The following is a 20,783-nucleotide window of genomic DNA, read 5'->3' as shown; positions in this document are numbered from 1 at the left end:
TGTGGTTCCCGCTGTCATGCTTACTTTTATTATAATCGGCACGTTAATAAATAAATACCAAAAACACAAAAATAAAAATAAGCCTCACTACTAAAAGCGCAGAAAGACCAATCGCTTGAATCATTTAAAATGATCTGAAAAACACACTCAAAGATAACGGGTGCGTTTTAGCTATCGCCAATGAAAATAAAGCTTGTTTGCTCCGTTTTGACAACCAAGTAAAAAAATAGTTACCAAGTAGCTAAATACGAAATTATCTATAAGTAAAATCCGTGTGGGTATCTGGTAGAGAAAAACAAATATTGATTAATCAATATCGTACTTTTGGGTATGCGAACGTACCAATTATACATAAACCAAACTTAAAAAAGGAGGGATCATCATGAGCGACATATCCTAAAATCACTGCAGCGCATGACGGAGGACCTACCTAATACGATGACAGATAAAGATAGCCGTTTTGTTATCGAAGCGACATACGCTGTAATCACCGCACTACTTGATGCGGAGGAGCCTATAAATAAGACACATCTATATCATAAAAGGACAAGACGCATCATGAAAGACTTGAAAGCTTTCACCCGACACCGTAGCAGGGAACAATGGAGCGCTAATTCGACGTATTCATATAAATCTCCCCGAACCAAAGAAATGTGATACCAAGAAGCGTGAACGCCCGGACAAAAAGCACTAAATAAAAAAGGAGTGAGCACCTATGATCAACACGAAACAAAGAAAACAAAATGACCGACTAACTGAAAAACATAAGATAAGTGTAAAACAAGCTATCATATTCATGCGTGCGGCGAAACTACGCCTTTACGCATACAAATCAGAAGGGCGCTTCATCTGCCGCGTCGTAGACAAAAACGGAAAAGTGGCAAGTATTTCATCCCGACCTACTCTTGAAAGCGCCGTCACTATCGCCTTGCGAAGCATCTGGATATAAACAGATGTTGCATCGCTTTTTGTATATAGCGATATAAAAGTAAATATGATATTTCAAAATGATTGGAAGTGAAATAATGTTTGATATTAGCCGTATAGAAAAAGAAACTATTTTAATTAGAATTACGCTGGGCTTCATCATGCTTTTAAGTATTTTAGGCATTATTTATTTATCCCACAGAGAGGAAAATATAAATGAGGACATCAGAGAGGCATTTAACGTAAAAGAAAACGCATTTATTATAGAGGATACTAAGACTATGAATGTGAAAAAAGTTTTCCTAGATAACCAACAATATAAAGTGGAAGTTGATTTCTGGGGAGATATTAAAACGAAAATTAAAATCAACGATGAATAAAGGGGTCTGGTTTTTAGATTTCCTATTATTTCGCAACTCACTAAACAATTTTCCGTAACCAACCACACAAGAATGCCCCGTCCAATAAGAACGGGGCTATATTCTCACGAAAAAGGATGACGCGACGAACCTACACCAAAGGTCAATGCGACTACTGTACACAAACACTTTGAACGTATTACCGACTGTATGCTCATTATATCACAGCGTTAACCCCGTTCAAGTTCTCCAAACGGCGTGAAAAAAGCGTTTTAACTAATAATCGCATTCTTCTTCTTTACATTCTTCTTTCCTTTCTGGAAACCCTTCACTCAACCCTACACTGCCCACTTTATAATTACTTTCTACACCAACTGAAAAATCAGCTTCCCCTCCATTAATAGTTCCATCAACAGTCAAGCCCCCCATCGGACTTTGATAGATGTCCACAATCTCGACAGACTTTATCCCCTCATAGTTATTCTTAATATATTGCTCAACAGCTTCTTGAGCCCTTTCTTTCGTTGCCTGATCATAAGTTTCATTGTTTGATTTCACATTACACCCCCCTAATAGTATAATTGTGACAGTAAATATTGTTGGAATGAAAAAGCTTTTCATTCGTAACACATCCTGATTGATTAATTAATATCGAAAGAAGGAGGACAAAAATGGTGAATTCTCACGGGATAACAGACAAAGCTGCTTTTTGGCGATTACAATTATACAACCTTACTTCGACAAATAAAAAAGCTTAGAACAAATGAATACATTGCTTAAAGCTTTGGAGAGAATAGAATCTATGATCTGATCTTATGTTAAAATATATAAGCATTCTATTCTTTTGCTTTGCAATTATGTTCCGGCGCTACTATCAGCATTAAAGACCTTTATATCATTTTTGGGGATGTTTTAATAATCACAAGCTTTTTCTTTACACTCCTCTTTTCTCTCTGGGAAGTCTTCTTTCTCTGCTAAACTTCTCACAATAAAACTCTCTGGATCAACACTAGCAGAAAAATCAGCTTTACCATTGACAGTTCCGCGAATCATTAATCCACCCATAGGATCATTAGTATCATCGCTGAATTCAACTTCATTTACGCTTTCGTAATTATTTCTTAAATAGCTTTCGACTGTTTTTTTTGCTTTGTCAATTGTTTTTTTATCGTAATTTGAATTAGGCGAGTTCACAGTGCATCCTCCTAATAGTATAATTAATGTGGTGAAAACCAATACTTTTTTCAAGTCAACCACCTCTTATTTATTTTGAAGGAGTGTATTTTATGTCAAAGGTAAGCGATATTGAAGTTGCAGAGATTTCTCGTCAAAGTTATGAAAATGGTTTCAAAAAAATCCCAGTTGAATTTAGACAAAAGACAACTTTTTGGAAAAACATCGAAACCATTAAAAGCCCTGATACTGGATTAGACGGTTACGTGCTCCAAAATCCCGATACAAATGCAATCGTTATCAGTTTCAGGGGAACAGAGTCTTCTAAAGATATTGAAGAAGATATTCAGGGAATTATTCTTGGTGATTCCGATTATACCAAAAAAGAATATGGAAAAACACCTTATTTAGGAACTCCATCCCAAGACGCAGCTTTAACAACCGGGAAAGCGAAACTTAACTCCAAAGATAAAACCCTCACGTATACCAACAAAAATCAATTTACAGAAGCTGCACCCATTGTTGAAAAATATGTAAAGAAACATGGAGCGAACAACATCGTTTTTACAGGACATTCTCTAGGTGGAGGACTTGCCCAATATTTCGCTGTCAAACATGACTCAAACGCCGTTACGTTTGCTGCAGCTGACGTGTTTGATCTTTTATCCAAAGAAGATCAGAAACGAGCTTTAAATGGAGAATTTAAAGATAATATTATTTCTTACACTTACCCTAATGACATCGTTGGTACTTTCTATAACCAATCCATTGGCTCCGTATACTATGTCGGCAATCCGGCAGACAAAAATGGAAAAACACTTAAGACTCACGGTATCAAGAACTATTTAAGTGAGGGGATGTTTAATGAAGAAGGATATTTACTCCCTCACCTGTTATATGGTGAAAAAATCCGGGGGCAGTTGCTATCCTCTCCGCTAGAATTGAAAAATAGTGGCGTTCATGACTTTCATGTCCGTATTCAAACCGAGCTAATGCATCAACTGGCTATGGAGATGCAGGAAAGTGAAGAGTTGGTTGCAACTACTAGAAGGGCACTAACTAGATTACTTGATGATCATATAGCTACAATGAAAGAGTTAAAAAATACATACAGAAATATGGTCGGTTCAGGAAAATATGATAAATTAAACACTGCTCATGTAGATGAAATTTTTCGTGAACTAGTTGATGTTGAGAGTGATGGTACACCATTATTAATTGATATAAATGAATTTGAACATCTTCTAGAAAAACTCCGAAAAAGCCAAAATGATACGGGAGAAATAGCTTACAATATGGAAAAAATGAGTAAAGATTTTAAACACATGGATCAAATACTTGCTCAATGGTTACAGATACGTCAATAAGGGATGGTGCGGTAATGAGTAATATAAGTGATTGGTGGAAAGATTACCTGGAAACCAATGCACAAAAAGAAGCGTTAAAGAAACAAATCAAACAGGATTTAGAAGAAAATGTAGAGTTTACAAGGTTATACTTAGAGCATAGTTACGCTGTTTGGTCACTTTCCCAAAAACATCAGAACATTTTAAGCAAAATTAATCAATATTTTGATGGAAAAGCAAGTCATGCCTTGACGAATCGCTTTATAGAAAATATAATTCAACTAAACGAAATGGACCAGGTTTACAAGGAAAACTATGAAAATGTTATGTTAAAATTATAAATATAAATAATTCGTTGCAATTTCAAAAAAGGGAGGGTGCGTATTTGATTGCAAAATTCAGTATAACTGATAAAGATTTACTTGCTCAGCAAAAAAATGCTATAAAGACTACTAAGTTCCATAGGAGAACTAGAATAATACAATTAATGGTTTTTTTTCTCTTTGTGGTATATATACTCGCATTTAGCAGTCTCTCAACAGATAATTTTATGTTTGGGTTAGCACTCTGTTTAATTCTTACCCCTGTAGTTTGGAAATCCTATGAGTATGCTATAATTAGTCGATCTAAAGGTATTCTTAAACAACACAAAAATAAGTTAGGTGATTTTACATTAAACTTATCCGAAGAGGGGTTCACTAAAGAATCGAGAAATTTAACTGAAAAAATCCGATGGGATGATTTGAAATATCTTAAAGAAGATGGGGAGCGTTATTTCTTATATCTTACTGACTTACATGCAATTACAATTAAGAAAGAACCTGAAAATATGAATACAGAAGAAATGAAGGCGTATCAAGAATTTATAAAAAGAAAAGTTAATAAATAAAAAAATAGATTGTATATAAAAATAGCCCCTACCATGGTGGGGCTATTTTTTATTAGGGTTTTAATTAGGCTTGACCGTCATCTATATCATCTCGATCTCCTATTAATAATGCAACAACGGTAGCCACAGCTAACCCTGATACTACAACAAGACCAAATTTAACAGCTAGGGCAAGTAAAAAAACAAAACCTAATATCGCCCCGGTAGCTTTAGCCTCCTTTGAAGTAAACGCGTCCGTGACAGGGGTTAGATCCATATCGACTGTAAAGATTACTGTGACAGCAAGTTGAAGATTCCCTCCACCTTCTACTGGGATTTCTTCTTTAAAAGCAGTTACTCGGAGTTCTGCACTAGTACCCGCTCCCTTTAAAGTCATCTGAATGGCGCCAGTACCTATAGAAGTCGCCATATTGTCTATAAAATCTTCATAAAAACCAAGTCGATTTTGAGTAAATTGTGCGATGTTTTCTCCAAGTAAACTCTCAAGGCTTCCGCTTACCCCATCAGGCGTGACTTGAAGTGTCGTTGTCGTTCCTCCTTCTGTAGGAGGATTTAACTGTTCGCTGAATTCCACATCAATAGATGCAATATTTGGGATATCAACAACTCTATGAGTGGAACTAAAATTAATATTCGTTGCAAATAATTCAGGGGCAAATTTTTGCAATCCCGGTATGTTTTTGCCCATTTCTACAAACGCATCGTGTTTTGCTCGGTATTCTTTACTAATTTCCGGATTATCAGGAGGATTTACTGCTGACACACCTGGGTCTTTGCCTGAATAATCGTTTTTGTCAATACCAAGCATACCAGAACCGCCTAAACCAATTGTTGTTTCATGAAATTGATTAAAGGACCAATTGGTAGGCATGGGAAATCCTAAGTTACCACTATAACCTGTAGACATGTTTCCCACAAAACTGTAATCCGCTAACACACTGCTATTTGATTGCGCTTGTATACAGGTGTTACGAGAGCCATAAACACCTAGCTTGTATTCTGGTAAGTCTCCTCCTTTAGTGATATCGAGCACAGAACGCACTTCTGCTAGATAAGGAATAATATTACCCCTTACTTGAAAATCATAAGCGTCGTAGTCAACAGCAAAATAAATCGTTGCACCAGATGGGAATCCGAGCTCGTATGCCGCTCTAATGGCTTTCCATGCATCCTCCGTGCCTTTTCCTGGTACAAAGTATTCATGATAATAACCTCCATCTTGGTATATTGGAAAGACGCGTATACCATTTACTGCAAGAATGCTTAGTTCCTCATGAGTCATCGCTTTTGAGCGGAGACCAGCATCAGTTGCCACATTACCTGTTAAATAACGACCGATAATCTGATAGTTATAATCACGTAGCGTTTTAACGGTTTTATAATCAATGACTGTAGACGCATCACAAGCAATTGCTGGGCGACCTGTGTACCCATTGCTTGTTAGTAATTGCTTAATGGTCGGCATATCAGCAACCCCGTTAGGAGGTAAGGTCATAAATTCCTTAAACAAATTTACAGCCGTTTCTACTTGGGGACTGAAATCCCCATTATAAGGATATGGGTCGTATAAAGGGCCGTTACATGCAAGCGACCACTGCAAAATTCTTGTAAAGTTCACTGGTGCATTATCATAGCTTAACGTAGGACAATTTTCGATAGTTGCAGGACCAAAATTTCCATTCGCTATATGACCAATACCTTCTTCATGTTGCAAAGCGTATATTAAAGCTTTGTTTGTCTTCCTTTCATAAATACCATTCGTCGGTATATAATCAAAATATTTACTATATTCTCTATTGAGCGATTGTTGTATTTCCCTAACATGTGGTCGTCCGGAACTACGACTTAATACAAATCCATCTGTATTTAGTATTGCTTTCATAAGTTTTGCATCAACAAACCCAGTTGGTTCAATCCCAACATCCTTTTCAAAATCTTTAACTTTATTCTCCGTGTCTCCAAAGAAATTACCTGAAAAACCACCTGGGTTATAACCTTTACACCAAAATCCGCCTTGAAGAATTTTAATTAAATTATTTGGTTTCGCACCACTTTTCTGTCTTGCTAAACCAGGAAATTTTTTAGTAGTTGCTGGACCAAATGTTGGTACCGGATTTGGTATACCAAGCTCTATTTGTAAGCCAATGATAAGAGCTCCTACTGTTGTATTACCTGTTTTCCCGTTTTCTGGAATAGTTTCATACCCACTTTTCCCCTTATACGTTTTGTTTAGCCACTTTTGCACTTCTAATACCATTTTATCCATACCGAACTCCTCCTTTTTGATGGTTGCATTAGATCTATCGCTGTTATAACATTTTCGTGGGCTATTATGAATGAACGTGATTATAATGATTTACTCCATTTAAGAGAGATTGGCGATCAAGACATACGAAAGAGGTTAGTGAGTTGTTGTAAAGCAAACTGTGGCAGAATTTGAAACAGTGTTGTAGCCGAAAGAATTTAACACTGTTGAGAGTTAGCCTTTCACATGAAACGATGAATAAAATTAGAGAGCATTAAACATTTGAAAAAGCGTAAGGGTGCTTTTAAAATGTCTTGTGGAAAGTGTACACCGATCTCATTTGTTTCCGATCTTCTTAAACTGTTATTACCTATAACAGGGATAGTAGTAGTTTTTTCACCGTCTTGCACCTTACGCATAGCAATTGTTGTATTAAAAGGACTGCCTTAGTGGCAGCCCTAAAATATCAAACTAAACCTCTTATCCCACAACGGTTACTATTATTAATTCCAAAATTAAGCCTGTATCAATGACCCAAGTTATCGTTATCGCCACTAAGTGGTTCTATTACCTTCCCATTTTTATCAATTACGATAGTTTTCTCAATCGGTTCTTTTGAATTTGAATAATAAGCAAAAGTTCCAATTATGCTAGCTATCATAATTAGCATAATAAAAATACGTTTTTTCATAAGGACCTCCTTTCTAACACTTCTTAAGAATTATTTGATTGCCGATACCTTATATGTTTGTCCCTTCTTTGGATTATCTACAAGAAAATAGAAATACTTTTTTGTAATAAGTGTATATGGTGACCCAATCAATGGAAGATTATAAGATTCAGATACGTCTAATGGACTCGAGGCCCAAGTGTGCGTATTAACACCAAACCCTCCTTTTTTAAAGGTAAGTTTAAACTTACCAGAAGCGTTTTTTGTTGTAAAAGTATACCCGCTATATCTACGGCCAGATCCAGAAAAACCATTTGATTGGTAAGTCGCTGAGTTATTAAGATATTTAACTTTTGTTGGTGCAGTTGCAGCTAGAAGTGATATTAGATTGTCATTTGGTTCAACTAATGGTTCAACTAAATTGCCCTCATTGTCATATATAGTTACAGCTGATTGAATTTCCTCCATACTTGAATTAGTTTCTTCAGCAGAAACTGGAGCACTCCCAAGTATAAACGGAATTAATAATATCCCTAAGATACAACCTAACATTTTCTTTCTGACCACATGTCATCCTCCTAAATTAAAAATTTGGTATTTTCATAGTAAATTAATTATAACATATAATTCTGAAAACTGTTTAACCTTTTTATAAACCGGACTTTATTCTAAAGCTGCACTTTTACAGCTTTTGTTCCTTTTACTATCTTTAGCCAATATTTAACCTGAATTATCATACCTCCAAGTTAAGGCTTAAACTGATATCAAACCGAAGCATTTTTTTGTTTCAATGCAAAAATAAGGCGTTTATGATAACAATTTGAACGATTCTCGCTTGAACGAACTCAAGAAATATCATTTTTGGACACACTTCGCCCTTAGTTTAAAAGAGACTTGAAAAATTTAGATTAGTGGATTGTTTTGGTAAGTGCAAACGATATCGCCGGGTTTACAAGGAAAACTATTAAAATGTTAAACTTAAACATGGGTTTTAGTGAAAGGTTGCATCGGTATAGTTGTTTTGTATGCATCTCGGAAATTATATTAACTGTTGAAAACCGGCACGGAGATCTCCGTGCCGGTTTTCTTTTCAGTGAGTGTACATCATTTGTGCATATCACGCATATATAGCACACAACAAGCGTTTAGTATTGTATGCGCATGATGCGCAATTCGTGATACATACAAAATGTGACACCTTACCTCCCACTTCATCCCCTCACTCACATCATACGCGCAACATATACATACCCAATACACAAAAAATCAAAACCGTGCGCCGAGTCGCACCAATAAATTGAACAAAGACTGAAATCAAAAGGAGCGATTCTCATGGAAAATCAGTCTTTATCTAAACAATATCAAACGTATTAAAAACCATCTCGACTTAACGAAGGCAGCCGCTACCCATCCAAGGACATGCTCTTGGAGATGGCCAAATGATTCCAGGCTCCGGTCACACGCGGCGCGATTCGCCTCGAGTTTATTACAAGAACCGATGGCTTCGATGTAGGTCAGACCGTGGCGGACTTAGAAAACCACCCCGAACAGGAAGGCTTACTCTCCCGCCTACTCAGCGTGAGTGACTTAACTGAAAAGACGTACAAACGTTTTGCAGAAAACCCAAATAGCTTATACAATTGGTAACCAGCAATTGAAAAGGCACTTGCTAAAAGCGACACCAAGTTGAAAACGCCGGACACGAAAGTCATGCGTCTGCCGATCGAAATAGCTTAGTTTATTCGGCTAGAATATCCGGAAACTGTACAAGCAGATAAGGACTTATTTAATCAATTTATCTTTGACCAGTTCGACCTTGAAGACGACAAGGCCTACTTTATCAAAACCGGTATGTTTTCGGCTAACGCCAAGTGCTCCGAGCCCTGTGAGATGGGCGAATACTTCCAGGTCATTAATAACTTTGCTATGACCGTCGGCACTGGTCACACAGTGGATCTTGTCGTGCGTGAATACATTGAAGATGTGGAAAATAATCCAACGATTTATAACGGCATGCCATTGCGGACTGAATTTAGGGCATTCGTAGACTGTGATAAAAACGAACTTATCGGTGTTGTCCCCTACTGGCATCCGATTGTGATGAAACACGCCTTAAAGAGCGGATTGTCAGAATCGATTCACAGGACTATCAAACGTATCTCAGTCACGAACAGCATCTTGTTGATTCGTATAATGAACTGTAACTCTTTACTATAGCTGCTTTTAAGAAGGCAGAAATAAATTACATGAAAAAAGTTCTTATTCGTGATGCCCTTGCTCGATGCGGTTCTGCAAGAAGGTGAGAAAAGAAGTAAATTAGAAGAATGAAAAAAAGCTGCTTTCAAAATTAATTTTTATAGAGAAACACAAACAACAGAACTGGATTATCAAGCCAGTTCTGTTCTCTTTCCTATGTATAGCCCCTCAACAAGAGGGGATTATGTTATTGTGCCAAAAAATAAATTTTAATAGCAACTGAAAAAAAACCAACCATATGACGAATAGTCTTTTTATAGGACTATTTTCACACTAAGTGTAAAAACTAAAAAAATGGATACTTAACTATGCATAGAATGTTGATGGGGGTAGAAAATAGTAAAATATTTTAATCCCCCATCAGATGACATGTATTGGCTAAGAACCTCATATCCAGTACTATTGATTCAATTGTTGTTGGCATTGTTGAACTAGTTGTTGAATTTGCTGTAATTGTTGTACGGCATTCATTTCATGTTGCGCCATTGTTTGTTGTGCACCTTGTTGTTGTCCTTGTTGAAGTTGCTGTGCATTTTGATGCTCCTGTTGTTCTAATTGTTGAGCAATTTGAGCGATCTGTTGCAATGCTTGTTGGATCTGTTGTTGTGACATAAGTATCCCTCCTTCGATATTAGATTCCATTGTATTGTTGGTTTCTCGGTTTATTTTTATACATATTTTTTATTTTTGAGGACAAACTAAAAGGGAGGAAACTTTTAAACCTCCCCCCTTGGAATCCCCTCAATCAAGAGGGGATTATGTTATTAAACAAGCAATATCTGACCAATGAAATTTTTATTTGGATTGGATATTCCAATGCTTTATCTATGAAGCGCTGCCATATAACCTGCAGCTCACTTATTGTGTAACTAGATTTAACCGTGTGGTATTTTTTAGTCGATTTTTGGCAGTGGAACCTGTTAGTTTGATTTTCTAGCCTTTATTCGGATTCGTTATACCGTTAATCGGTGCTAACTTTGCTACTGTTGTTTCATAACGTTTGCAATACCACTTAACACGTCCACGTCGTCAGATTTTTGCTAATATACATTTAATGACTCGACTTCACCACTAGATTTACTGGATAATTTTTTAATTATTGTTTGCCGTCGGTAAAGTAAGATAATAATTTGCTATTATTAATTCGACTTAAATCTACGTTTTCTGTGTAGCCGTCTAAGCGACCACAATCCGTATATTGGTGCAGGTCGCAATCATATATTGATTTGCTTGTTGGTCTACCGTTATTAGCTTCGTAATGAGCGTCAAAATCACTAAAAATCTATATTAAACCCTTGATATAATGATGTCCGATGTACACACCAACCTGTTTTGCACCTAGATTACGGAGCTTTGTGGCATAAGCTTTTACTCTAAAACGCATATCCCCCATTGGCTATTCTTCTACCTTCGTACGTTATAAAAGTCTGTTGCTTCAATCTCCATATCCGATTAAAAACACCACGTAACCAAGCAGATGCTGCATTAGGAATTCCACGCTTTTGAAACTTCTATGGTGGGTTGTAATGTCGATCTATTAATTTATAGTTGTATTGCGTCCGTACCTATTTTGTCAACTTATCGTAATGAATACTAGTTAGCACCCTGATAATGTGAAGTATTAATAATATGTCCATTAGTACCTCTCCCATTAAAATATTTTATATTAGAAAAACTTGGCTTATCGTCAAGTCTTTATGGCGAAAGCTAACGTTTTTCTTATACGATAAACCATAAAGTTTTATATTTTCCTATAGTATAAAAAGCGCCCATTGAATGAGCGCCTTAATTGGCATCTTTATTATCTTTTCTAGGTTTTATATAATTTAAAGCTTGTTCGCTGTCACTGAGTCCACTTGTGGTAGGATCATTAACAATACCCAAAATAACAAGAACAGCAAAAACGGCATTAATAAATTTCGCAGCTTCTTCTTTGATTAATTCTGCTGCTACGTCATATCCAAACCAATTACCTATAGTTTGCGCTAACAATACAACTGCAGGAACTAAGGTCAACCAAAATGATTTCTTTTTTACTCTTACTTTCCAATTGATTTTCATGTTAATCCCCCTTGATATAAAATATTTAAAAAACGGCTTGCCCGATTGGACTAGCCGTTTTATCTATATCGAAATTATCAGCCGCTTCGTGTTTTCTTTTACTCTAGTTATTCGTTCGGAATGAGTTATCCTTCTGCTATAATTATAAACAAACAGAAAAAAGATTGAGCCGACGCTATGAGAATAAAAGCTATAATTGATCAAGTTAGCGACGGACAAACTGGAGAACTTCTGATAGGATAAAGGGAATCTTCATTTCTTGGAATGCTTTTCCCAAGAAATGTTAGATGAACCAATCGGGCATTTAGGTGCCGTTTCTACGATTTAAACTTCTACGTTTTCTCTAAGGTGTAGTTTTACGGCGCCTTACATGCGGGATAAAGGGAACCTTCATTCACGGAGCGCTTTTCTCTTAGAATGTTAGCTTGAGAAATCGGAATTTAGGAGCCATTCCTCTCACCATGTTCGTAAAATAATAAGCAGATTTTTCAAATGAGAGAAATACCGATACATACATTCAGAATAGGAAACATACCTCTAAAACAGGGGTATGCAGACGCCTGGCGGCAAGCCGCTTTTAGTCGGCCTTCCTTTAGATTCGAACGGATGTTAACTTATCGTAGGAAAAAGTTCAAAGTTTGCTACAGCTCAATCGCTTAAGCTAAACGATCAAAATGAAGCTTTGACTAGAGGTAAAGGAGCGACAGCATAATGACAGAACCAATAGTTACATTTAATAACGTCCACAAATCATTTGGAGGTGTCAATGTATTAAAAGGAATTGACTTAGATATTAGACCAGCAGAGAAAGTTGCTATTATCGGGCCAAGCGGTTCAGGAAAAACAACCATCATTAGAATGCTTATGACACTGGAACAACCTACTTCAGGTGATATTATCGTAAACGGGACAAATTTATGGAAAATGAAGAAAAAAGGGAAACTGGTTCCTGCCAATGAAAAGCATTTACGAAAAGTCCGTGGAGATATTGGCATGGTCTTTCAACACTTTAACCTGTTTCCACATATGACAATTATAGAAAATTGTATGACTGCTCCAGTTCATGTAAAGAAAGAAGCAAAGGGTGAAGCAAAAAAACGATCTTTGGAAATGTTAGAGCGTGTTGGCTTAGGGGATAAAGTAAATAATTATCCAAGTCAACTTTCAGGTGGTCAAAGGCAGCGCGTAGCAATGGCCCGAGCTCTTGTAATGCGACCAAAAATTATATTGTTCGATGAGGTGACTTCAGCTCTGGACCCGGAATTAGTTGGAGAAGTACTGAGTGTTATTCGCGATATTGCAAAAAACGATGACATGGCAATGGTTCTTGTTACACATGAGATGGACTTTGCACTAGATATAGCCGACAAAGTTCTTTTTTTAGATGAAGGAGTTATTGCTGAACAGGGTACAGCCAGTGAAGTTATTGAGCATTCCGACAATGAACGACTGCGCAAATTCTTACACCGCTTTCGAGCATGATGACGGTAAATTTGTATCTTTCCGCATCTATTTACGATAACTGATATCTTTGAAAATGGCTGGTGTGCATGTTCAAAATAGATATGAAAAAATCCCTTGGTCGTCTAGGATCGCAACATCCTTGAAATCGTAATGTAGCGCTATCAATTTTTTTGCGAATACCACCATCATAACTAAAATAATCGTAAATTCGAGCGACCGATCAAAAATAAAGAAACTTTTATATTGCTTGCTGAGTAATAAAGCTGAGTAAAAAATTTCGCTTGTGAGTTGGTTTATCTTTCCGTTACGAAGACATATCAATCACTATACTTAAACTAAATGTGTTTCTAATATGTAAAATCGGCAACCAACTATGCTGCTGATTGCCGTTTTTTCCAATGTTATTGAGGATCTTCACCAATAATCTTTACTTCACGTTCCAATTTTACTCCAAATTTTTTCATAACCGTTTCTTGTACGTGATGAATAAGAGCAATGTATTCACTCGCTGTAGCATTATCTATGTTTACGATAAAGCCTGCATGCTTTAAAGATACTTGCGCGCCACCAATCTGCTTTCCTTGTAAATCACTATCTTGAATCAACTTCCCTGCAAAATATCCTGGTGGTCGCTTAAACACGCTACCACAAGATGGATACTCCAGGGGCTGCTTTGATTCTCGCTTGTAAGTAAGATCATCCATAATTGCTTTTATTTCTTCATAATTGCCTTTTTTTAACGAAAAAGTAGCCTCTAACACAATATATCCCTTCTCAGGAATATTGCTGGTACGATAGTCAAGATCTAACTGGTCAGCAGTTAAAATATGAATATTCCCTTTTTTATCAACTACTTTGGTGCTAACCAATACATCTTTTATTTCACCACCATAAGCACCGGCATTCATAAATAAAGCCCCACCCACTGATCCTGGGATGCCACAAGCAAACTCCAGTCCGGACAAACGATGTGTCAATGCTTCTCTTGAGACATCAATAATTCGCGCCCCACTTTGAGCTACGATAGTTGTACCAGTCGTGGAAATATTAGTCAGCCGTTGTAAATTCATAACAATCCCGCGGATACCACCATCTTTTACAATTAAGTTGGAGCCATTTCCCAGCAATGTAAAGGGAATGTTTTCATTATTTGCTAGTTTTACAATTTCTTGTACTTCTTTATAAGTCTCTGGTGTCACTAAAAAATCAGCTTTCCCCCCTAATCGGGTATACGTATGATTTTTTAATTTCTCATCCACCATCACATTTTTCTGGGATGTAATTTTTAATAATTTATCGTATATATGATGATTCAAGCCCACACGTATCATTCCTTTAACTTTTATTCACGCTTCTATACAAACAAAAACAAATACTTCGCGTTTTTCTACCTGAAGTAGAACAAAGGCTAAAATTGCGATGTCTTGCTGGCAAAGGCTTTTCTTGCTCCCCGAGTCAAATAATCGGGCATTTAGACGCTATCCCTTTGCTTCTTCGCTTTTATTAAACTGAATTTATGGCGCCTTCGATTCCATGTTAACTTGATTTTTCCACAAAAATTCATAAATGAGTTGGTCTACCCTTCTGCTTTCATGTAGATCACTATGACCTAACTGTTTATTTTCTATCACTTTCTCGGTTAATTGTCCACTTGGTACGATCTCTCTTAATGAGCGAACGCTCTCCGGTACTGCAATAGCGTCTCCGGTACTACTGATGCTTAGTACTTGCGTATGCTTTGGAAAAGGCCGCTCTCGTAAAAACTTTAGTGCAGGAGAATCAGTACGTAAGTCGGTCGCTGCAGGATCATGGTTCATTTGAAAATATTCTTCGCTGTAGATTCCATCAAATGGACTTCCTAAAGTGACAAATTTATGCACAGAAGGAAATTGCTTCCCGCGAAATTGCTTTATATATTTTAAAGCTACAATTCCTCCCATAGAATGACCAACAATATTAACATCATCCACACCATATACTTTTTTCATATCCTGTAAAACGTTAGCTAACCAACTAGCTGTTAGCTCAAAACTGGCACGATTTTGCGCAAATATGACCTGAACAAACATCGGCTTTTCTTTTCCTAAACGTGGATGATATTTTTGTACGACCCCCTGCTTTGTTACATAATAAACAAGCGCTTTGTCTCCCCATTTATATTCATGCTCAAATCGTTCCAGCATAAATCCAAACGAGTTTTCTGTTCCTTTATATCCATGCACAAACAATGTTGGACGAATTTTATCAAAATCTGAGATTGCCCTGTTTGGTATAGCTAAAATTGAAATAAACCCAATGATGACTAGACTAAACGATGTGATACTGATGATTTTATTTCTCAAAATAATCTTCCTTATTCTTTCCCATCTATTTGCCTTTTGTAATCTGTTATATATGCTAAGATCGGCTTCGGGAGGGATAGGATGTTGTTTTATTTTGTTTGCCTGCCATAACTTAAAGCTGTTACAGCGGGCGCCTTTTTATTATAACATGGAGGAAGTTTATTTTCCCCCCAAAATAAGATTGTAAAAAAACTATATTTTATAAAAAAGTAGGAAAACCTTAGCCAGAACGAGTTTCTACATAAGCAACCTGTAGTTGAACTCATACTTTAGCTATCTATCGTCACTTTATTACAAAATTCACGGAAACAAAGGTTTAAAGCGCTCGGTTAACAAAAAAACGTCATATGTAGCATTTAATCACGTCACCTTGTTATTACTCAGAAAAACGGAAAGAGACTTCTTTAAATTTTTTCAATGCATCTTCAAGCAAGCCAGCGACGTACAGCTGAGAACTTCTGTAGATAAGGTGAAACTTCATTCAAGGAGTGTTTTTCTTCTTGAAAAAGAAGAACGCTTTTTCTGCATGCAAATGTATCACTGTCGTAGTTTTCCTTATCCTTTAAAAAAAGAAGTACACTTTTTCTTTGTGTGATGCCTGTTCAAGAAGTCTTCCTTGTCCTATCGACTTCCAACAAATCAAGTTTTTACTTCACATATTTTGCTCTTTTCATACATATTACGTTCGGTGTGAAAGTTTTACGGCTCCTTAAAAAAGAATACATGCCACTAAAACAGGGGCGACGCTTTACGGCAAACCTGCTTTTAATCGCTCTTCCTTTTGATTGGAGATGATGTTGTCTTATCATAGGAAGAAGCACGAAGTTTTGCTACAGCTTATGCGACTTAGATTAACAAAGCTATTTTTTTTAAAATTATCGACGGATATAATTTCCTTAACAATAAAAAAAGTCCATTATCTATAGTATAGACTTTGGACACATGAAATGATTAGATTCGATGGAAAATTGGCTGTTTATTTTCAAATGTGGTTATATATTTAAATCCAATCCTATTCAGCAACTCCATCGTTTCTTGAATTCCTTTTCCAACCGTTGAGGCTACATGCGAATCTGAACCAACCGTAATGATCTCTCCACCACATTGCTTATATAATTTGAGAATATCAACACTTGGCATGGCACTCGATAACCCGTAACGATAGCCAGATGTATTTACTTCAATCCCCTTTTCATCTGGAATAATTGTTTTAAAAATTTGTTCTATTACATCATGGAAATCTTTCTTAACTTCCTTTCCTTTCGTATACCGTCTTACTAAATCAAGATGTCCTAACACTTGAAACCCCTTAAAATGAGTAATGCAGTACAGAAGCTCTTCATAATATTGCAGATAGGCTTCATCAATGATTCGCTCTGCAAAAAAATCGCCTGCGTGCAGTGCTTTTTTTCCAGTAGTATGCATGGAACAAATGACAAAATCAAATGGCTCGGCATCAATAATTTCTTGACAATCGTTTAATAAATGTGGTTGAACACCGATTTCCAATCCTTTTCGAATTTTTATACGGTCCTTGTAGTTGCTTTGCATTGCCTTGATTTTTTTATCATAAACAGGTAAATCTAACGTAAAGTCGATCGCTGGATCTGGATAATCTTCATCGATATGCTCCGTAAAACAAATTTCTTTTAAGCCCAGCTTAATTGCTGCTTCCACCGTTTTCTCCATTGGCGTATCACAGTCAGCTGAAAAATTACTGTGTAAATGATAGTCAAACATAAAAAATTCGCTCCCTTTGGTTGACTTTTCTTTCTATAATTATTAGAATACTATATAACTTTACTTAGATAAAGTGTTAAATTGATAAAGTGATAAATTCATTTTATCATAGCTTGTTAATAAATGTAATAGTGGAAGGAGTAGTATGACGAATGCAGCCTTTAATAAATCACTTCTATCGGGGAAACGAGGTCAGGCACTTTCAACAGCGAGAAGAACTGCTTGCCATTTTAAAGCAGCGCTTTAGAACATATGGATATAGTCAAATACAAACCGCTACCTTTGAACCCTATGATTTGTACGCAACGAAACCTGTCATGGTTAATACAGAGGATATGATTAAATTTATTGATACAGCAGGAAAAGTTCTTGTTCTCCGCCCGGATGCCACCATTCCCATTACACAACGAATGGCTGCAAGCCCAACACAGACACGAACCAACAAGCGTTTTTTTTATATTATGGATGTATTTCGGCACAGTCAAAACGATGACGAAAAAGAACGGACACAGGCTGGAATCGAATGTTTTGCCACTCGTACACCAGCAGTTGATGCAGAAGTTATCGCATTAGCTATTCATACGTTAAAAGACTGTGGTTTTCCGACATTCAAAGTTGAAATCGGTCATGCTGGTTTTTTTAAAGCATTAATAGCACAATCAGGATTATCGGAAAAAGAAATCACTGAAATACAAGGTTTTATTAAAACAAAAAATATAACAGAAATGACAAACTACTTACAGTCTTTAACAATTGACATTGCTGTAAAAAATGCTATTGCATACATCCCGTTTCTCTATGGGAAGCCTGAAGCAGTTATGGACGAAGTAAAGGAATATGGGCTAAATGGTAAAGTTCAAGCAGAATTAACTTATTTAATGGATGTCTATCATATTCTGCAAGCTTATGAACTAACAGATAATATTATCTTTAACCTTGGACTGATTAATGATATGAATTACTATTCGGATATTATTTTTCAAGGATTTGTTGATCAAGCAGGAAAGCCTGTCGTTATGGGAGGAAGATACGATCATTTAGGAGACCGTTTCGGCACCCATCTTCCAGCAATCGGCTTTGCCTTTGATGTTGACCTATTATTAGTAGCAGCTCAACGACATCATTTGTTAAAAGCATCAAACATCGATACAACCATTTATATCTATTATGAACTTACACAGCAAAAGGAAGCTTTAACAGCTGCATTTTATTTACGGGATCAAGGTTATGCCGTAATTAGTAATCCATTAGCTGATTTTCCAGAGCGGATCTCTGAATCTACGAGAGTTGTAATTTATAAACCAACCATGTCAATGTTGAAATATAAAGCTAAAATGTATGAATTTAACCATCCATCTGAATTATTAACCATACTCGAAAAATAGGGGGGAGAAGCGATAAATGGTAGCTCTCACAATAGCTGTAGCGAAAGGGAGAACAGCTGATCATACGATCATATTATTAAAAAAGGTAGGAATTACGTTTAACGATTTAACACCCTCTAGCAGAAAACTTGTTTTTTACAACAGCGAAAAATCAATAAAGCTGATTTTTGTCAAAGCTGTTGATGTACCTACTTACGTGGAAAAGGGCGCTGCTGATATGGGAATTGTCGGTAAGGATAATATTTTAGAGTCGAAAGCAGATATTTATGAAATACTTGATTTAAAAATAGGGCAATGTGAGTTTGCCGTTGCTGGAAAGCCAGGGCAAAGCCTTGATTCGGTTCAACCATTAACAATCGCAACAAAATATCCTACGGTAACCAAAAAACATTTTGCTCGTAAAGGAAAAGCGATCGATGTGGTAAAACTGAATGGATCTGTTGAGTTGGCACCACTAATCGGTCTTTCAGATGTTATCGTTGATATCGTCGAAACAGGTAATACATTAAGGGAGAATGGTTTAGTCATATTGGAAAAGGTAGAACCAATTAGCACCCGCTTGATTGTTAATAAAGCAAGCTTTGCAATGAAAGCAGAACATATTCAGTCATTTATTAAAAAACTGAAAAAGAACTTGGAGGAATCAAGATGCAACACTTAACTGCCACAGAATATTGGGAAAACCAATCATCAGAAGCATTAAATCCATTTGATGAAAAAATTAACCAAACTGTTTTATCTATTATTCATCAGGTGAAAAAGCATGGAGATCAAGCAGTACAATCCTTTACCGAACAATTCGATGGGGTGAAAATAAACCAGCTGTCTGTTACGCGTAAAGAATTTACCGAAGCACGAAAATCGGTTTCTACTTCATTTGTTACAGCACTCACAGAAGCTGCGAAAAATATTGCAAAATTTCATGAAAAGCAGTTAGAAAAATCTTGGTTTGATACGAGTGAACCTGGAAAAATCATCGGACAAAAGATAACGCCTTTAGAAAAGGTAGGTATTTATATTCCCGGGGGAAAAGCAGCATATCCATCCAGCGTCTTAATGAATGTGATACCCGCTAAAATAGCTGGAGTAAAACATATTTATTTAACAACTCCGCCTCAACTCGATGGACGTATTAATCCATATGTATTAGTAGCAGCTGAAATAACGGGAGTAGAGACAATTTATAAAATGGGCGGCGCACAATCGATTGCTGCACTAGCTTACGGAACGGAAACTGTAGAAAAGGTACAAAAGATTACCGGTCCGGGTAACGCCTTTGTCGCTCATGCCAAAAAATGGGTCTATGGTGATGTAGCAATTGATATGATTGCAGGACCAAGCGAGATTTGCGTCGTAGCTGATGAAACAGCGAGAGCCGATTTTGTTGCTGCTGATTTATTATCACAGGCAGAGCATGATGAAGCAGCCAGAGCAATTTGTATTACGACAAGTAATCAGCAGGCAGATAATATTCAACAGGAATTACTTAGGCAATCCAAGAAACTGACCAGAAAGAAAATTATTAATCAATCCCTAAACGATCAAGGAAAAATAATTGTTGTTGATTCACTCAGAGGGGCCTTTGACATTGTAAATGATATAGCTCCAGAGCATCTGGAACTGATGATTGATCAACCAATGGAACACCTTGGCTATATTCACAATGCTGGTGCCATTTTCTTGGGTCATTATGCTCCAGAGGCATTAGGGGATTATGTCGCGGGACCTAATCATACGCTTCCGACAAATGGGACAGCTGCCTTTGCTTCTCCACTTGGTGTATATGATTTCATGAAAAAATCAAGTGTCATTTACTATGACAAAGCAGCGTTACTAAAAACAGCCGATCCCATTATCGAATTAGCCAACATCGAGCAGCTAACCGCTCACGCTCAATCTGTCCAGATTCGGAAGGAGGAAAATTAA

General features: G+C 36.7%; 19 protein-coding genes. 9 read left to right on the top strand and 10 right to left on the bottom strand.

Annotated elements, in window-relative coordinates; translation table 11 throughout:
* Positions 1 to 715 precede the first annotated feature (715 nt).
* Both JNUCC74_RS03440 and JNUCC74_RS03435 read left to right on the top strand, forming a co-directional pair.
* Entirely contained in the window at positions 716 to 949 is a 234-nt protein-coding gene (locus JNUCC74_RS03440) for a hypothetical protein (RefSeq protein WP_454066909.1), read from the top strand.
* Positions 950 to 1,025: 76 nt separating this feature from the next.
* Positions 1,026 to 1,307: a hypothetical protein gene (locus JNUCC74_RS03435; RefSeq protein WP_454066908.1), complete on the top strand. Its 282-nt coding sequence runs from the start codon at positions 1,026 to 1,028 to the stop codon at positions 1,305 to 1,307.
* Positions 1,308 to 1,562: 255 nt separating this feature from the next.
* Here the strand turns inward: JNUCC74_RS03435 and JNUCC74_RS03430 are convergent, their stop codons facing one another.
* On the bottom strand, positions 1,563 to 1,844 hold the full coding sequence (locus JNUCC74_RS03430; RefSeq protein WP_454066907.1) for a DUF1433 domain-containing protein: 282 nt from the start codon (positions 1,842 to 1,844) through the stop codon (positions 1,563 to 1,565).
* 354 nt (positions 1,845 to 2,198) lie between these two features.
* Positions 2,199 to 2,480 (bottom strand): DUF1433 domain-containing protein, encoded by a 282-nt coding sequence (locus JNUCC74_RS03425; protein WP_454066906.1) that lies wholly within the window; start codon positions 2,478 to 2,480, stop codon positions 2,199 to 2,201.
* Between the two features lie 92 nt (positions 2,481 to 2,572).
* On the opposite strand from JNUCC74_RS03425, the gene JNUCC74_RS03420 reads away from it, so the two are divergent.
* From JNUCC74_RS03420 to JNUCC74_RS03410, 3 genes are read left to right on the top strand one after another with little or no spacing between them, the layout of a single operon-like run.
* Positions 2,573 to 3,826: a lipase family protein gene (locus JNUCC74_RS03420; protein ID WP_454066905.1), complete on the top strand. Its 1,254-nt coding sequence runs from the start codon at positions 2,573 to 2,575 to the stop codon at positions 3,824 to 3,826.
* 14 nt (positions 3,827 to 3,840) lie between these two features.
* A complete protein-coding gene (locus tag JNUCC74_RS03415) occupies positions 3,841 to 4,146 on the top strand; it encodes a hypothetical protein (RefSeq protein ID WP_454066904.1) in 306 nt (101 codons plus the stop codon).
* A gap of 44 nt (positions 4,147 to 4,190) precedes the next feature.
* A complete protein-coding gene (locus JNUCC74_RS03410) occupies positions 4,191 to 4,694 on the top strand; it encodes a YcxB family protein (protein WP_454066903.1) in 504 nt (167 codons plus the stop codon).
* A 64-nt stretch (positions 4,695 to 4,758) separates the two neighbouring features.
* Here JNUCC74_RS03410 and JNUCC74_RS03405 read toward each other — a convergent pair whose 3' ends face one another.
* From JNUCC74_RS03405 to JNUCC74_RS03385, 5 genes are all read right to left on the bottom strand, one after another.
* A complete protein-coding gene (locus JNUCC74_RS03405; RefSeq protein WP_454066902.1) occupies positions 4,759 to 6,960 on the bottom strand; it encodes a glycoside hydrolase domain-containing protein in 2,202 nt (733 codons plus the stop codon).
* 505 nt (positions 6,961 to 7,465) lie between these two features.
* Positions 7,466 to 7,630 carry a hypothetical protein gene (locus JNUCC74_RS03400; protein WP_179104357.1) on the bottom strand — a complete coding sequence of 55 codons (165 nt, stop codon included), beginning with the start codon at positions 7,628 to 7,630 and terminating at the stop codon, positions 7,466 to 7,468.
* Positions 7,631 to 7,660: 30 nt separating this feature from the next.
* On the bottom strand, positions 7,661 to 8,176 hold the full coding sequence (locus tag JNUCC74_RS03395) for a hypothetical protein (protein ID WP_454066901.1): 516 nt from the start codon (positions 8,174 to 8,176) through the stop codon (positions 7,661 to 7,663).
* Between the two features lie 2,088 nt (positions 8,177 to 10,264).
* Positions 10,265 to 10,477 (bottom strand): hypothetical protein, encoded by a 213-nt coding sequence (locus JNUCC74_RS03390; protein WP_077319443.1) that lies wholly within the window; start codon positions 10,475 to 10,477, stop codon positions 10,265 to 10,267.
* 1,173 nt (positions 10,478 to 11,650) lie between these two features.
* Entirely contained in the window at positions 11,651 to 11,926 is a 276-nt protein-coding gene (locus JNUCC74_RS03385) for a phage holin (protein ID WP_454066900.1), read from the bottom strand.
* 711 nt (positions 11,927 to 12,637) lie between these two features.
* On the opposite strand from JNUCC74_RS03385, the gene ehuA reads away from it, so the two are divergent.
* Positions 12,638 to 13,408: an ectoine/hydroxyectoine ABC transporter ATP-binding protein EhuA gene (gene ehuA, locus JNUCC74_RS03380; protein ID WP_454066899.1), complete on the top strand. Its 771-nt coding sequence runs from the start codon at positions 12,638 to 12,640 to the stop codon at positions 13,406 to 13,408.
* Between the two features lie 383 nt (positions 13,409 to 13,791).
* Here the strand turns inward: ehuA and murB are convergent, their stop codons facing one another.
* From murB to JNUCC74_RS03365, 3 genes are all read right to left on the bottom strand, one after another.
* Positions 13,792 to 14,721, bottom strand: a complete 930-nt coding sequence (gene murB / locus JNUCC74_RS03375; RefSeq protein ID WP_454066898.1) for a UDP-N-acetylmuramate dehydrogenase — start codon at positions 14,719 to 14,721, stop codon at positions 13,792 to 13,794.
* Positions 14,722 to 14,904: 183 nt separating this feature from the next.
* Positions 14,905 to 15,732: an alpha/beta fold hydrolase gene (locus JNUCC74_RS03370; protein ID WP_454066897.1), complete on the bottom strand. Its 828-nt coding sequence runs from the start codon at positions 15,730 to 15,732 to the stop codon at positions 14,905 to 14,907.
* 951 nt (positions 15,733 to 16,683) lie between these two features.
* Complete coding sequence (locus JNUCC74_RS03365) at positions 16,684 to 17,472, bottom strand: histidinol-phosphatase HisJ family protein (RefSeq protein ID WP_454066896.1); 789 nt, start codon at positions 17,470 to 17,472, stop codon at positions 16,684 to 16,686.
* A 152-nt stretch (positions 17,473 to 17,624) separates the two neighbouring features.
* On the opposite strand from JNUCC74_RS03365, the gene hisZ reads away from it, so the two are divergent.
* Genes hisZ through hisD form a run of 3 tightly spaced genes read left to right on the top strand, consistent with a single transcriptional unit; the run spans position 17,625 to position 20,783 of the window.
* Positions 17,625 to 18,857, top strand: coding sequence for an ATP phosphoribosyltransferase regulatory subunit (hisZ, locus tag JNUCC74_RS03360; RefSeq protein WP_454066895.1), 1,233 nt, complete (start codon positions 17,625 to 17,627; stop codon positions 18,855 to 18,857).
* A gap of 16 nt (positions 18,858 to 18,873) precedes the next feature.
* The gene (gene hisG, locus JNUCC74_RS03355) at positions 18,874 to 19,518 is read left to right on the top strand and encodes an ATP phosphoribosyltransferase (protein ID WP_454066894.1); all 645 of its coding nucleotides are present in this window, start codon (positions 18,874 to 18,876) and stop codon (positions 19,516 to 19,518) included.
* A complete protein-coding gene (gene hisD / locus JNUCC74_RS03350) occupies positions 19,506 to 20,783 on the top strand; it encodes a histidinol dehydrogenase (RefSeq protein ID WP_454066893.1) in 1,278 nt (425 codons plus the stop codon). The genes hisG and hisD overlap by 13 nt, the downstream gene beginning before the upstream one ends.

The sequence above is a fragment of the Cerasibacillus sp. JNUCC 74 genome (assembly GCF_053667775.1).
Note: the sequence above shows the minus strand (reverse complement) of the source record. Positions and strands in the feature narration are given on the sequence as shown.

Coding starts and splice junctions, on each gene's coding strand:
- JNUCC74_RS03390 (WP_077319443.1), bottom strand. CDS start 10,477: ATGTCACAACAACAGATCCAACAAGCATTGCAACAGATCGCTCAAATT.
- JNUCC74_RS03400 (WP_179104357.1), bottom strand. CDS start 7,630: ATGAAAAAACGTATTTTTATTATGCTAATTATGATAGCTAGCATAATT.
- murB (WP_454066898.1), bottom strand. CDS start 14,721: ATGATACGTGTGGGCTTGAATCATCATATATACGATAAATTATTAAAA.
- JNUCC74_RS03440 (WP_454066909.1), top strand. CDS start 716: ATGATCAACACGAAACAAAGAAAACAAAATGACCGACTAACTGAAAAA.
- JNUCC74_RS03365 (WP_454066896.1), bottom strand. CDS start 17,472: ATGTTTGACTATCATTTACACAGTAATTTTTCAGCTGACTGTGATACG.
- hisG (WP_454066894.1), top strand. CDS start 18,874: ATGGTAGCTCTCACAATAGCTGTAGCGAAAGGGAGAACAGCTGATCAT.
- JNUCC74_RS03415 (WP_454066904.1), top strand. CDS start 3,841: ATGAGTAATATAAGTGATTGGTGGAAAGATTACCTGGAAACCAATGCA.
- hisZ (WP_454066895.1), top strand. CDS start 17,625: ATGCAGCCTTTAATAAATCACTTCTATCGGGGAAACGAGGTCAGGCAC.
- JNUCC74_RS03435 (WP_454066908.1), top strand. CDS start 1,026: ATGTTTGATATTAGCCGTATAGAAAAAGAAACTATTTTAATTAGAATT.
- ehuA (WP_454066899.1), top strand. CDS start 12,638: ATGACAGAACCAATAGTTACATTTAATAACGTCCACAAATCATTTGGA.
- JNUCC74_RS03420 (WP_454066905.1), top strand. CDS start 2,573: ATGTCAAAGGTAAGCGATATTGAAGTTGCAGAGATTTCTCGTCAAAGT.
- JNUCC74_RS03385 (WP_454066900.1), bottom strand. CDS start 11,926: ATGAAAATCAATTGGAAAGTAAGAGTAAAAAAGAAATCATTTTGGTTG.
- hisD (WP_454066893.1), top strand. CDS start 19,506: ATGCAACACTTAACTGCCACAGAATATTGGGAAAACCAATCATCAGAA.
- JNUCC74_RS03405 (WP_454066902.1), bottom strand. CDS start 6,960: ATGGATAAAATGGTATTAGAAGTGCAAAAGTGGCTAAACAAAACGTAT.